The organism is Vibrio sp. V31_P5A7T61, from assembly GCF_009904895.1.
GTDB lineage: Bacteria > Pseudomonadota > Gammaproteobacteria > Enterobacterales > Vibrionaceae > Vibrio > Vibrio metschnikovii.
In genome coordinates this window covers 22,382-35,972 of record NZ_WXWI01000065.1, presented here as the reverse complement: position 1 = coordinate 35,972, position 13,591 = coordinate 22,382, and the positions used below count along the sequence as shown (strand labels likewise).

Sequence of the window (13,591 nt, the reverse complement as noted above, 5' to 3'; positions counted from 1 at the left end):
CCATTACATAGCGCTGATTGGATCAGCGGCGTTCGGGCAGGAAGCAAATGTTACCAAGACTTCACCTCCAATCTGATGTTGATCCGGTTGTTTTAACCTTTTTACATGAGTTAAAAACAGCTGGGTTTACGGGCGATATCGAAACACAGTATGCCAGTCGTTTAGCCGTGTCTACTGATAACAGCGTTTATCAGCAACTTCCACAAGCGGTTGTTCATCCTAAAACTAGCCATGATGTTTCGCTTATCGGTCAATTAAGTATTAGGCCAGAATTCGAACGTGTCACGTTTTCTCCGCGTGGAGGCGGGACAGGCACCAATGGTCAAGCCTTAACCAAAGGGATTGTGGTTGACTTGTCTCGCCATATGAATCAAATCCTTGAAATCAATCCAGAGCAAGGTTGGGTAAGGGTTCAGGCTGGTGTGATTAAAGATCAACTGAATGATGCGGTGCGCCCTTATGGCTATTTTTTCTCGCCCGATCTCTCTACCAGTAACCGCGCTACACTGGGTGGGATGATTAATACCGATGCTTCAGGTCAAGGCTCACTCAAATACGGTAAAACCTCCGATCATGTGCTCTCGCTACAAGCGGTATTTGCTGATGGGTCAATCTTAGAAACCGACGGTTCACGGGGCGACCCGCAAGTCAATAGCTATGCTGAAAAGGCCATGCAGGTTACCGAAGCCGTCTGCCGTGGCCAGCGAGAGCAGATAGTCGCCAAGTTTCCGCCTTTAAATCGTTTTTTAACTGGCTATGATTTAAAAAATGCTCTTGATGAACACACTGACGAATTTAATATCACCCGCGTACTGTGCGGCGCTGAAGGTTCATTGGCTTTTATTACCGAAGCCAAACTCAATCTCACCCCAATTCCTAAAGCGCGAACCTTAGTTAACATCAAATATGACAGTTTTGACTCGGCATTACGTAATGCGCCGCTAATGATTGAAGCCAATGCACTATCGGTTGAGACGCTAGATTCAAACGTACTCAATTTAGCGAAACAAGATATTGTTTGGCATAGCGTCAGTGATTTGTTAACCGATGTGCCTGGCAAGGAATTGCTCGGCATCAATATGGTTGAATATGCAGACCAAGACCCAGAGCAGGTAAAACAATTAGTCACGCAATTGACCCAGCGTTTAGATGTGATGATCAGTCAGCAGCAAGCCGGGATTATTGGTTATCAAGTGTGTGATGATTTAGCCAGTATTAACCGTATTTATACTATGCGTAAAAAAGCGGTAGGTTTATTGGGCGCGGCCAAAGGACGAGCTAAACCGGTGCCATTTACCGAAGATACTTGTGTGCCACCGGAGCACTTGGCGGATTTTATTAGTGAATTTCGCGCGCTGCTTGACGACAAAGGCCTCAGTTACGGTATGTTTGGTCATGTGGATGCTGGCGTATTGCACGTGCGTCCCGCACTTGATTTATGCGATCCCAAGCAAGAGTTAATGATGCATGAGATTTCCGATCAAGTCGTTAAGCTGGTGGCGAAATACGGCGGTTTAATGTGGGGGGAGCATGGTAAGGGTTATCGCTCTGAGTACGGCCCTGAGTTTTTTGGAGCGGAGCTATTTACCGAATTACGCCGCGTCAAAGCGGCTTTTGACCCTCACAATAAGATGAATCCCGGTAAGATTTGTACGCCCCTTAATAGCAGTTTTGAGCTGGTTAAAGTATCGGATACCAAGCGTGGCTATTTTGATCGGCAGATTGACGTAAAAGTTCGTGACAGCTTTAAGCAAGCGATGGAATGTAACGGCAATGGGCTATGTTTTAACTACGACACTAGCTCCCCGATGTGTCCATCGATGAAGGTTACCGCCGACCGTCGTCACTCGCCAAAAGGTCGAGCGGGTTTAGTGCGTGAATGGTTGCGTCAACTGACGGAGCAAGGGATTGATATCCTCGATTTAGAGCAACAAGCCTTGCAGAAAACAGCCAGTATCAAAAGCCTACTGGATCGCGTTCGGCAGCGTATTCGTCCCTCTCATGAGTATGATTTCTCTCATGAAGTGTATGAAGCGATGAATGGCTGTTTAGCCTGTAAGGCCTGCGCTAGCCAATGCCCAATTAAAGTGGATGTGCCGAGTTTTCGTTCACGTTTCTTAAATCTTTATCACACTCGCTATCCGCGTCCGGTTAAAGATTATTTAGTGGCTAATATCGAAATCATGTTACCGCTGATGGCGAAAGCGCCACAAGTGGTCAATGCGGTTATTGATCAGCCATGGATTGAACGCTTAACGGCGGCGACAGTCGGCTATGTCGATACCCCTCGGTTATCTATCCCGACCTTAGCGGCGCGAGCTCGTCGTCATAATATTGTGCCGTTTGATCGCCAACAATTGATGGCGCTTTCTCAGCAGCAGCGCTCTGAACATGTGATTATCGTACAAGACCCTTTCACCAGTTATTATGATGCGCAAGTGGTGGAAGATTTTATCGCCCTGGTGATTAAGCTGGGTAAAAAACCGATTTTGCTGCCGTTTAAGCCCAATGGTAAAGCGCAACATATTAAGGGCTTTTTACAGCGCTTTAAGAGTACAGCAACCAGTACGGCTGGCTTTCTATCTCAAGTCGCGGATCTTAATATTGCTATGGTTGGGGTTGACCCGGCTCTGGTGCTTTGTTATCGCGATGAATACGTGGAGATTTTAGGTCAGCAACGGGGCGAGTTTGAAGTGCTTACCGCACATGAATGGTTATTACCACGATTGGCTGAGATGCCATCGCAAGCCAATGTTACTCAATCGAATATTGATCAAGGACAGGCACCACAAGCGCCTTGGTATTTATTGGCTCACTGCACCGAAAAAACTAAGTTACCTAATGCTGAAAAAGAGTGGGGGCAGATCTTCAGCCACTTTGGGGCTGAGTTGCACACCGTACCTGTAGGGTGCTGTGGTATGGCAGGTACCTTTGGTCATGAAGTCGATAAGCTACAGATGTCGAAAGACATTTATGCCTTAAGCTGGCAGCCAAGTTTGGATAAACTGCCTAAAGAACGTTGTTTGATGACCGGTTACTCTTGTCGTAGCCAAGTGAAACGCTTTGAGGAGATACAACCAAGGCATCCTATCCAAGCCTTGTTAGAGATCCTATGACCCTAGCGGCCATCTTCGGATGGCCGTTTTAACTAATCAGGAGGGGAGTTATGCGTTATTTAGAACTGAAAATTCCACCCGTGGCTCTGTTTTTAGTGGCACTGGTGATGTCTAATCGGTTAGCGTATCTATTTAGCTTTGCCGCTCTTACTCTTCCGTATACCAAGCTGATCTTTGCATTGTGCGTCATGCTATCAGGGATGGTTGGAATTTCCGCTGTTGTCCAATTTCGCAGGGCGAATACCACAGTTAACCCCACTAAACCGGATCAAGCTTCTACTGTTGTCGATTCTGGAATTTTTAACTACAGCCGTAATCCTATGTATTTAGCGTTATTACTATTGTTATTTGGCGTGGCATATTGGCAGCAAAATATAGTTAGTTTATTAGTGGTGATAGGGTTCGTAGCGTACATGAATCGGTTTCAGATACAGCCAGAAGAGCGAGTATTAGAGCGGGTGTTTGGTGAGCGTTATACCGATTATAAAGCGCGAGTTAGACGTTGGATATGATTTATAGCCTTCCTACTTGGAGCTGCAGCGGTGTTGGCTACGTTCGTTCACCCCAATCACATAGTTTGCCTATGCTCATCGGGATTCACTCACTTGCCGCCTAGCTGCAACTCCAAGTCGTTTGGATATAGCTCCACCTATATGGCGGAGCTGAGATGATCAGGCCGCTTGTGATAACTCAGCCAGAAAACGCACTTTACGATCGTTAAATCGCTGCACTAAATCATCAATATCGGCTTGGTTATAAGGCTTTAATCCACTGGCAACCATACGTTTGATGCCTTTGCCGACTAATTGGCCTTGATCTTTAAAGGTAAAATTCAAGGTCACGACGCCTCGTTTACCATCGACATCGAAGGAGGCACCGCTAAACTCAACTTCTGGATGGCTAAGATCCAAGCGCTCAAATTCCACTTCCATACTTTCATAAATCACCAATGGACGCTGGCAGTTGATCATCACTTGTTGCTGCTCCATCAGTGGCACCATAATGTGTGGAAAGTTCATGCCTGAAAATTGGACATAACTTTTAATCACATGCTCAATAAACACCGCATCGTGGGAAACTTCTCCCTCGCGTTGCATTAATAAATATTCTTTACCCGATTGATCGACCAGCGCACTCATTTGGCTGCATTGATTTTCAACATGCAGCGCAACGCCATCACTGACCATGCCGGAGAAGGTAAAGCGCATTTTTTGGCTAATACCGTTTTTTTTCAAGAGCACTGCAAACAGCAGATCGCCGGGTACGCAAAACCGCTTACTGTCTTCGTCGTGGATCGGATTGAAATCACCCGCCACTTTTTTAGCAAAATGGCTCGCTTGTTGGCGAGTAAATTGAAATTGATGTTCAGCAGATGAAAAATAAGGTTTAAGCAGCATAATCAACACTTGTTCATAAAAACTGTTGCCGATTATAGCCCCAAGAAAAGTTTTAATGGTCCAATCAGTGTTAAATTGTTCACAATTCGTTCTTTATGTCCAAGAGAATGGATTCGCTGTTCGCTTAAGTCTTCCCTATAAAACCTATAAATTCACATTTAGAAACATTTTCTTTACTTTTCGTTTTCTTGACTGATACTATATGCATAATGTTTTCATAATGAGTATTGAAAGTGAAGTTAGAACATGCAGTTAGTCTAGAGATTAAGCCTCTTACAAATAACCAAATAACGGATATTGTATTGAAAGATGGTTATTTTGTAGCAAAGAACAATGAAGTAATGAGTTTAATAAATACCATTTCATCATTTGAATGGGATACTTTTTCTGATTCATGGAATGATCTTGATTTAGATAATTATATGAGTGATCGAGGTACATACAGATACAGAAGACATGCTGTCTTCACCTGTAAAAAATATACCAAAGACATTATACAATTACATAACGTTCCCCATTATCAAAGCAGCCAATACAATGCTTTAAATGGAGATATAGAGCGTTGGTATAAACCGATAGAAAACAAAATAGTTGGATCAAACACATTTGGGTTGCTTATTGATCATGCGATGAAAATATTCAATTTATGCGAAATAAATCACTTATTAGATAACTGGCTATCATGGTACATAGAAGTTCATCAATTTCGTATTATTGCTAATGATAATATGGAGGGAAAACCAACACCGGAAGGAATTCATAAGGATGGGGTCTCATATATTTTTATGCTGCCTATATGTAAAAAAAATATAGCTGGAGGAATCTCAACAATTTATAATAATAATTTAACTCCTCTAAGTAGTATAGATATGTCTGTAGGTGATTTAGCCTATATAGATGACTCAAAAGTTTATCATGGCGTCTCTGAAATAAAGCCGATTAATAAAGATGAAGAGTCTGTTAGAGATATGTTAGTCATTACGTTTAAGAAAGTTAATTAATCGGAAAATAATCATGGAATATTTAAGCTCGTTAATTGCAGTTATTTCAATTGCTATTGTCATGGTAATTAGCCCTGGGCAGGACTTTGCAATGATTACTAGGAACTCTTTAATCTATTCTCGTCGGGCGGGAATTATTGGTGCATTTGGTATTAGTTTAGCAATCTGGCTGCATGTTACCTATTCACTCGCTGGGATTGCATTAATTATAGCACAAAGTGATACGCTTTATACAGGTATAAAATATGCTGGGGCTCTGTATTTGCTTTATTTAGGTATTAAAGGTCTTACTCATAAAAGAACCTCAACTAATAATCAAGAGCAGGTGAGTAAAGAACAAAGTATATCTGATTTTAAAGCATTTCAAGCAGGGTTTATTTCTAACGCTTTAAACCCAAAAACAACACTTTTCTTTTTAAGTATTTTTACACAAGTAGTGACACCTGAAACACCTATTTACATCCAGTTAATATATGGCGCCATTATTAGTTTTGCACATTTGATTTGGTTTGTTATTGTTGCCGTTGTTCTATCATCTAAACTAGTCACTTCTCAGATAGATAGTTTTAAATTGTGGATTGAGCGCACCATGGGAGTAATCCTTTGCGCTTTAGCTGGAAAAATAATATTAATGTAAATTTTAGAAAAATCGTCCCTCAGTTGAGGTGACGATTTTCAATACTCAGGACTTCTGGTGCGTCATCAATCCTCATTTATTTACAGTTATTACGAAACGTTGTCAATTGCAGGACTCGTACCAAAAGTAAAATTTTTCATAATATATACCTTTTAGGAAAAAGAATTTTTAGCTTATAAAACAGTACGATTTAGCTATAACCGTGATCGTGGTTGGTAAACTTGACGTAATTAAGATTAAGATCACGATCACGAATCAATCAATGGCCATGACAAGTCATCAAAAAGCTTTTTTACCTGAAAAACTTTGCTTAGTGTGTAAGCGCCCTTTTCGTTGGCGGAAAAAGTGGCAACGTTGTTGGGATGAAGTGAACTATTGCTCAGAACGGTGTCGTCGTCAGCGAGGTAAAGTATGATGAGCACTACATCCATCAACATTGTTTGGTTCAAGCGTGATTTACGTTTAAGTGATCATCCCCCCTTGTGCGCTGCATTAGATAGCGGAATACCGACGCTGTTGGTGTATTTCTTTGAGCCCATGCTGCTCAATGATCGCCATTATTCCGAGCGCCATTGGCGTTTTGTCTGGCAATCACTGCAAGATATCAATCAACGGCTCGCTCGATTTGGTCATCAGATACTGATTGCTAACGTCTCAGCTGAGCAAGGTTTGGCGACACTAGCGACACACTTTTCTATTCAAGGTCTTTATTCTCATCAGGAAGTGGGTCTTGCTAATACCTTCAAGCGTGATGTTGCCCTTCAGCATTGGTGTACGGAGCAGGGGATAAGTTGGCATCAAAGTGCTTATGGCGCCGTTCGCCGCGCGGCAACTCACCGTCAAGGTTGGGATAAGCACTGGCAAGCAATTATGCGAGCACCATTGGCAATGCCGAATTTAACCGCACAGAGGTTAATTTCTGTTTGTGCTACCGATTTAGGCTTGGATAACAGTGTACCATCAGCTTGGCGACGTAAAGAGAAAGGATTCCAAACGGGCGGTGAGATACTGGCTAAACAGACTTTAGACGATTTCTTTCAGCGCCGAGCAAAAAATTACTACTTTCAGATATCCAGCCCGTCGCTCGCCCGAGTATCTTGTTCGCGTATGTCCCCTTATCTTGCATGGGGGAATATCTCATTGCGCGAGATGTATCAAACGCTACTCAGTTATTGGAATACGACTGGGTTAAGGCGGAGCCTAATTGCGTTAGCTTCACGGTTACACTGGCATTGCCATTTCATACAGAAATTTGAATCAGAATGTGAGATGGAGTTTCGCTGCGTAAACCGTGCTTATGAGCCGCTTCTGGCGCAAGCGTGTCAGCCGGATACAGAACTATTGGAAGCTTGGAAAAGCGGCCAAACTGGCATTCCATTAGTCGATGCTTGTATGCGTTGTTTGTATCATACCGGTTATTTAAACTTTCGTATGCGCGCAATGTTAGTGAGTGTGTTGACTCATCATATGAATCAAGATTGGCGTGCTGGGGTCGGGCACTTAGCACAGCTATTTTTAGATTTTGAACCAGGCATTCATTATGCTCAATTTCAGATGCAGGCTGGGGTGACTGGGATCAATACCATTCGAATTTACAACCCAATCAAACAAGCTCAAGAGCATGACGCGCAAGGTGTGTTTATTCGTCAGTGGGTGCCTGAATTGGCAGAAGTACCACTATCTTTGCTGTTTGAACCGTGGCAAATGAGCCCTATGGAAGCCATGATGTATCAATTGCCCGCCGATAGTCGCTATTTAAACCCAGTGATTGATGTGGCAGCTTGCGCTAAGCAAGCGCGAGATAGGTTATGGGCTTGGCGCAAACGAGAGGATGTTAATCGTGAAGCTCAGCGTATTCTTGCCATTCACGCGCGGGTGAATATGAGGTAATGGGGATTTTTGTACAAAGACGGGGGCTGGGTTAGCTACATTTATTGGGGATGTTATGGGACACACACCAAAAGTATGGAAAAAGTATGATTTTTAGTCTTCTGGTGATTCGATAGCACATTTAATCATCATTTATTGCTAAGGTTCCTTCACGTTTAATGGAGGACACTACTTTGACCACCGCTCGACAACAACTGGTTTCTACGGATGTAACATCTTATTATCACTGCATTTCTCGCTGTGTTAGGCGCAGCTTTTTATGCGGAAAAGACACTTTCACTAATCGCTGTTATGAACATCGCAGAGAATGGATAGAACAAAAAATCTATTCGTTAACTAACGTCTATTGCATTGATATTTGTGCATACGCGATTATGAGTAATCACTATCACTTAGTGGTAAATATTAATCAAGACAGAGCGTTAAACCTCACACATCATCAAGTCGTTGATCGCTGGGGCCAAGTTCATAAACTCCCAGTACTCATCCAACGTTGGCAAAATAAACAACTCACTAGCCTCGCTGAACAAACACGCTGCATTGAACTAATTGAAGTTTGGCGGGCAAGGTTATCGAACTTGAGCTGGTTTATGAAAGAGCTTAATTACGACATTGCTTGTAAAGCTAACAGGGAAGATAACTGCACCGGGCACTTTTGGGAGAGCCGCTTCAAAAGCCAAGCGTTACTGGATGAAAAAGCACTGGTTGCGGCAATGGCTTATGTTGATTTAAACCCGATACGAGCGGGGATAGCTGATACCCCAGAAACCAGTGAATTTACCTCGATAAAAGCCAGAATTAATGCGCTAAGCAAAAATTTAGTGACAGCGCCTTGTTTGCATCCATTTATTGGTAACCCAACTAATGAGCTGCGAGAGGGGATCCCTTTTCGTCTGATGGATTATTTAGAGTTGGTTGACTGGACCGCTCGCCAGTATCGAGACGGCAAAGCATCCATGAGCAATAAAATGCCAAATATTTTGTCGCGATTAAGTTTCAATTCAAGGGATTGGCTAAAAATCTGCATTGGTCTAGAGAAGTCGCGCGCGACCGCTATTGGTACTCGGCCTCAGGCAGCAATAGCGAAGGTAGTTTTTAAAAAACAAAAGATGCACCTGTATCTTTTGGAGTAAGTGTTAGCTTTACTATAAAAACTCAGCATAAAAACTAGACCAGAACCTTTGCTGGAATTATGCATTCTTTTAATTCAATCAATATACGATATCTACCTACTTGTTATAACCTCGTTTTTAATTAATTTAGTTTAAATAGACCTTAAACGCTTGGAGACAGAGTTAGTTTTACTATCATTTGATAAGTTTTTAGTACTAATCCTTAGAAATGGAGTTATTTGGTGTGTGTCCTGTAAAAGATATCCTGTAAAAGATATAGTAAAAGATATACGAGAGAGATGAAGATATCTTGGAGTATGCTGATAACTACAGCTACACTGAAATCACATGAGCATATGATGTTTACTGCACAGCTATCTTCGAAATCAACAGTGGATGGTCGTGTTTTTACTGACAGTGCAAGAAATTGCGCGAGCCAAAAAGGATCTCGAGAATGTCCTCTCAAAACATGAATAGATTTGATTTTATTTTAGACAAAAAAAATGCCATGGTTTTGGTGCTTGCTACCTTTATTGGGGGCTTTATTAGTTCTCTCGTAAAATCAGGTACTGAGGCTAATATGCCGCCACGTATAGCGGGTGAAATATCGCCGCCTGCCGCGAATATTGATGCTTGGTTAGGATGGCTAGGAGTAAACTCTCATTCGCTGGATTATGTGTATCAAGGCATTACTATCCCTGGTGCGGTTATGCTTTATCACTGGCTATTTAGTTTTGCTTTTGCCTTTGTTTATATTTTCATCTCAGCAATAGCACCCAAGATAAGACTTTGGTATGGGGCAGTGTACGGAATTATAATTACATTAGTCATGCATGGTCTATTGATCCCCGCATTAGGTTTTCGACATCCAGCGTATCTTGATGGACAAGTAGGATGGTTATGGAATCTTAATGGTTATGAGTTTTGGAGTGAGATGATCGGCCATATTTGTTGGTCCGTTTCGATTGAGGTCAGCCTTATTGCTGTTTTAGCACTGCTTGGAAAACCGATCATAGGTAATTGGGCTAAGTAGGTTGTCTATAATAGCGGAGATTTTATAAGCTAATCGAATGCAAGCTGCGCTGATATAACACAGGGATTAATCTGCCGATCAATCCCTGTGTTAGTGGATTACCTGTTATTATCACATGGTTACATGATGAGTAATACTTGGCAGCAAGCCTTCAGGCATTAAAGCATTATGCACCGCTTGTTTAAGCAACTCGTTCGCTTGTTGTATGTCTGGTGCAAAGTAGCGGTCTTTATCATAAAACGATACTTTGGCGCGTAACATTTGCTTGGCCAGTTCAATGCGTTCAGAAGAGCGATGCGGCGCACGAAAATCTAATCCTTGCGCGGCTGAGAGATATTCAACCGCCAAAATCCCACGTGTATTTTCTGCCATATCGCGCAGTCTTCTGGCGGCAAAGGTTGCCATGGAGACGTGATCTTCTTGATTCGCTGAAGTGGGTAAACTGTCAATCGAGGCTGGATGGGCATAGGTTTTATTTTCACTCGCTAGTGCAGCCGCGGTGACTTGGGCAATCATAAACCCTGAGTTGACACCGCCATTATCAACCAAAAAGGGTGGTAGTTTACTCAGCGCACTATCAATTAACAGCGCCATACGTCTTTCTGACAAGCTACCAATTTCGGCTATCGCTAAGGCGAGATTATCGGCAGCCATTGCCACAGGCTCGGCATGAAAGTTACCGCCAGAGATAATATCGCCATCATCAGCAAACACCAGAGGATTATCAGATACCGCATTCGCTTCAACGCAAAGCACTTCCGCAGTTTGGCGAATTTGCTGCAAACAGGCCCCCATCACTTGTGGTTGGCAGCGTAGCGAATACGGGTCTTGCACCTTTTCGCAACCTGAATGTGAATCGCCGATTTCACTACGACTATCAAGTAAATGACGATAGGCGGCTGCCGCATCCATTTGGGTACGATGACCACGCACACGGTGTATGCGCGGGTCGAATGGTTTACGGCTACCTAACGCCGCTTCAACGGACATTGCGCCGCAGACGATTGCCGAAGCAAACAGATCTTCGGCCATAAATAAGCCTTGCAGCGCGAATGCGGTTGAGGCTTGAGTGCCATTGAGTAGCGCCAGTCCTTCTTTAGGCGCCAAAGTAATGGGTGATAGACCAGCAATGCGCAGTGCCTGAGCACCGTCAATGATCTCCCCTTGATAACGTGCCTGTCCCTCACCGAGCAATACGGTGCTCATGTGGGCGAGAGGCGCTAAGTCACCTGATGCCCCTACTGAGCCTTTTTGCGGTACGCAGGGGTAGACTTGATGATTGACTAAAGTGATTAAAGCCTCAATGACCGATAAACGTATGCCTGAGAAGCCGCGCGCTAGGCTGTTAATTTTTAACACCATCATTAAGCGCACAGTGTCATCATCCATCCATGCGCCAATGCCAGCAGCGTGGGAAAGGACAATACTTTTTTGCAGCGTTTCTAAATCTTCAGGGGCGATTTTGGTGTTAGCCAATAAGCCAAAACCAGTGTTAATCCCATACACGGTTCGGCCTTCTGTGATCACTTGCTCGACCACTTTGGTGCTTTGTTCAATCGCTGGAATCGCGCTTGGATCTAAACTCAAGCAGACAGGGGATGAGTTAATGTGGCGCAGTTGGCTCAGCGTCATCTCGCCGGGAGTAATGGTTAAGTGATGCATGGGTTATCCTTATTATTTTAATTGAGCCAACTCTGCGTTAAGCATAGGTAAATCGAGTTTTTGTTCCGCTGCGCAGCGCTTGGCGATGTCGTAGCCAGCATCAGCATGACGCATTACCCCGGTAGCAGGATCGTTATGCAGCACTCGGGCAATCCGCTCGGCTGCATCGTCACTACCATCACAGCAGATCACCATTCCGGAGTGTTGTGAAAAGCCCATACCAACGCCGCCACCATGATGAAGAGAAACCCAAGTCGCGCCGCTGGCCGTATTGAGTAGTGCATTCAATAATGGCCAATCAGAGACGGCATCAGAGCCATCAAGCATCGCTTCGGTTTCTCGATTAGGGCTTGCCACCGAACCAGAATCTAAATGATCACGGCCAATAACGATGGGCGCTTTTAGCTCGCCATTTTTGACCATTTCATTAAACGCGAGTCCCAGCCGTTGACGGTCTTTTAAACCCACCCAGCAGATACGCGCTGGTAGGCCTTGAAACTGAATGCGTTCACGAGCCATATCAAGCCAATTATGTAAGTGAGGATTGTCAGGGATGAGTTCTTTAACTTTTTGATCGGTTTTATAAATATCTTCCGGATCGCCTGATAAAGCCGCCCAGCGAAAGGGTCCGATGCCTTCACAAAATAAGGGACGAATATAAGCGGGAACGAAACCGGGGAAGTCGAACGCGTTAGCAACACCCTCTTCTAAAGCCATTTGCCGAATGTTATTCCCATAATCTAAGGTCGCCGCGCCGCGTTGTTGCAAGGTGAGCATGGCTCGTACTTGAGTGGCCATCGAGGCTTTAGCGGCTGCCGTGACTTTAGCTTCATCTTCTAAACGGCGCTGCGCGGCTTGCTCCATGCTCCAGCCTTGCGGTAAATAGCCATTGAGTGGATCATGAGCTGAAGTTTGATCGGTCACCACATCAGGCGTAATATTACGCTCAACTAACTGTGGGAAAATATCCGCGGCATTACCTAATAAACCGACCGAAACCGGCGTCTCTGATTCATAAATAATCGCTAACGCTTCACCTAAGCTAGTGGCTTTTTTATCGACATAGCCAGTGCGTAGACGATAATCAATGCGCGATTCATCGCATTCAACGGCAATCATTGAAAATCCTGCCATGGTTGCCGCGAGTGGTTGAGCGCCGCCCATACCACCGAGCCCACCGGTTAAGATCCAGCGCCCTTTGGCTTGACCATCAAAATGTTGTTTAGCAACCGAGACAAAGGTTTCGTAAGTGCCTTGGACAATGCCTTGTGAACCAATATAAATCCATGAGCCAGCGGTCATTTGCCCATACATCATCAGTCCTTGTTTATCGAGCTGATTAAAATGCTCCCAATTCGCCCAATGAGGAACTAAGTTTGAATTAGCAATCAACACTCGTGGTGCGTTTTTATGGGTTGGGAACACCGCCACTGGTTTGCCCGATTGAATTAACAGCGTTTGATCTTCTTCAAGGCGCTCTAATACCTCGACGATTTTATCGAAACATTGCCAGTTGCGCGCCGCGCGGCCAATACCACCGTATACCACTAATGCATGAGGATGTTCGGCAACCTCCGGATCTAAGTTATTCATTAACATGCGCAGTGGTGCTTCGGTCAACCAAGATTTCGCGCGCAAAGTCGTGCCGTGCGGAGCACGAATTGTACGAGTGGTATCTAAACGAGTATCGTTATTGGGTGGTTGTGACATGGTGTTGCTCCTTATTAGTCGTTCCGTTTACGG

The 13,591-nt window shown here is 44.0% G+C and carries 11 protein-coding genes; 8 read left to right on the top strand and 3 right to left on the bottom strand.

The window, feature by feature from the left end; all coding sequences use genetic code 11:
* Positions 1-47: 47 nt before the first annotated feature.
* On the top strand, positions 48-3,116 hold the full coding sequence (gene ydiJ, locus CAG58_RS14700; protein ID WP_161426162.1) for a D-2-hydroxyglutarate dehydrogenase YdiJ: 3,069 nt from the start codon (positions 48-50) through the stop codon (positions 3,114-3,116).
* Between the two features lie 50 nt (positions 3,117-3,166).
* A complete protein-coding gene (locus CAG58_RS14695) occupies positions 3,167-3,628 on the top strand; it encodes a methyltransferase family protein (RefSeq protein WP_161426161.1) in 462 nt (153 codons plus the stop codon).
* A 159-nt stretch (positions 3,629-3,787) separates the two neighbouring features.
* Here CAG58_RS14695 and CAG58_RS14690 read toward each other — a convergent pair whose 3' ends face one another.
* Positions 3,788-4,513, bottom strand: a complete 726-nt coding sequence (locus CAG58_RS14690; RefSeq protein WP_161426160.1) for a DUF3581 domain-containing protein — start codon at positions 4,511-4,513, stop codon at positions 3,788-3,790.
* A 233-nt stretch (positions 4,514-4,746) separates the two neighbouring features.
* On the opposite strand from CAG58_RS14690, the gene CAG58_RS14685 reads away from it, so the two are divergent.
* The 6 genes from CAG58_RS14685 to CAG58_RS14660 all read left to right on the top strand — a co-directional run bounded on the left by CAG58_RS14685 (position 4,747) and on the right by CAG58_RS14660 (position 10,186).
* Positions 4,747-5,514 carry a 2OG-Fe dioxygenase family protein gene (locus CAG58_RS14685; RefSeq protein WP_161439750.1) on the top strand — a complete coding sequence of 256 codons (768 nt, stop codon included), beginning with the start codon at positions 4,747-4,749 and terminating at the stop codon, positions 5,512-5,514.
* 13 nt (positions 5,515-5,527) lie between these two features.
* The gene (locus CAG58_RS14680; protein ID WP_161429663.1) at positions 5,528-6,151 is read left to right on the top strand and encodes a LysE family translocator; all 624 of its coding nucleotides are present in this window, start codon (positions 5,528-5,530) and stop codon (positions 6,149-6,151) included.
* A gap of 268 nt (positions 6,152-6,419) precedes the next feature.
* Complete coding sequence (locus tag CAG58_RS14675; RefSeq protein ID WP_161429666.1) at positions 6,420-6,566, top strand: DUF2256 domain-containing protein; 147 nt, start codon at positions 6,420-6,422, stop codon at positions 6,564-6,566.
* On the top strand, positions 6,563-8,041 hold the full coding sequence (locus CAG58_RS14670) for an FAD-binding domain-containing protein (protein WP_161429664.1): 1,479 nt from the start codon (positions 6,563-6,565) through the stop codon (positions 8,039-8,041). The genes CAG58_RS14675 and CAG58_RS14670 overlap by 4 nt, the downstream gene beginning before the upstream one ends.
* A gap of 158 nt (positions 8,042-8,199) precedes the next feature.
* Entirely contained in the window at positions 8,200-9,174 is a 975-nt protein-coding gene (locus CAG58_RS14665) for a transposase (protein WP_161429665.1), read from the top strand.
* A gap of 433 nt (positions 9,175-9,607) precedes the next feature.
* Complete coding sequence (locus CAG58_RS14660) at positions 9,608-10,186, top strand: YagU family protein (protein ID WP_233268471.1); 579 nt, start codon at positions 9,608-9,610, stop codon at positions 10,184-10,186.
* 111 nt (positions 10,187-10,297) lie between these two features.
* Here the strand turns inward: CAG58_RS14660 and hutH are convergent, their stop codons facing one another.
* Positions 10,298-11,848, bottom strand: coding sequence for a histidine ammonia-lyase (gene hutH / locus CAG58_RS14655; protein WP_161425372.1), 1,551 nt, complete (start codon positions 11,846-11,848; stop codon positions 10,298-10,300).
* Positions 11,849-11,860: 12 nt separating this feature from the next.
* Positions 11,861-13,558 (bottom strand): urocanate hydratase, encoded by a 1,698-nt coding sequence (gene hutU, locus CAG58_RS14650; RefSeq protein WP_161425371.1) that lies wholly within the window; start codon positions 13,556-13,558, stop codon positions 11,861-11,863.
* Between the last annotated feature and the right edge of the window lie 33 nt (positions 13,559-13,591).

Bases quoted from the DNA above. Each gene is read 5' to 3' on its own strand.
- CAG58_RS14675 (WP_161429666.1), top strand. From the start codon at position 6,420: ATGACAAGTCATCAAAAAGCTTTTTTACCTGAAAAACTTTGCTTAGTG.
- CAG58_RS14680 (WP_161429663.1), top strand. From the start codon at position 5,528: ATGGAATATTTAAGCTCGTTAATTGCAGTTATTTCAATTGCTATTGTC.
- hutH (WP_161425372.1), bottom strand. From the start codon at position 11,848: ATGCATCACTTAACCATTACTCCCGGCGAGATGACGCTGAGCCAACTG.
- CAG58_RS14670 (WP_161429664.1), top strand. From the start codon at position 6,563: ATGATGAGCACTACATCCATCAACATTGTTTGGTTCAAGCGTGATTTA.
- CAG58_RS14660 (WP_233268471.1), top strand. From the start codon at position 9,608: ATGTCCTCTCAAAACATGAATAGATTTGATTTTATTTTAGACAAAAAA.
- CAG58_RS14690 (WP_161426160.1), bottom strand. From the start codon at position 4,513: ATGCTGCTTAAACCTTATTTTTCATCTGCTGAACATCAATTTCAATTT.
- hutU (WP_161425371.1), bottom strand. From the start codon at position 13,558: ATGTCACAACCACCCAATAACGATACTCGTTTAGATACCACTCGTACA.
- CAG58_RS14695 (WP_161426161.1), top strand. From the start codon at position 3,167: ATGCGTTATTTAGAACTGAAAATTCCACCCGTGGCTCTGTTTTTAGTG.
- ydiJ (WP_161426162.1), top strand. From the start codon at position 48: ATGTTACCAAGACTTCACCTCCAATCTGATGTTGATCCGGTTGTTTTA.
- CAG58_RS14665 (WP_161429665.1), top strand. From the start codon at position 8,200: ATGGAGGACACTACTTTGACCACCGCTCGACAACAACTGGTTTCTACG.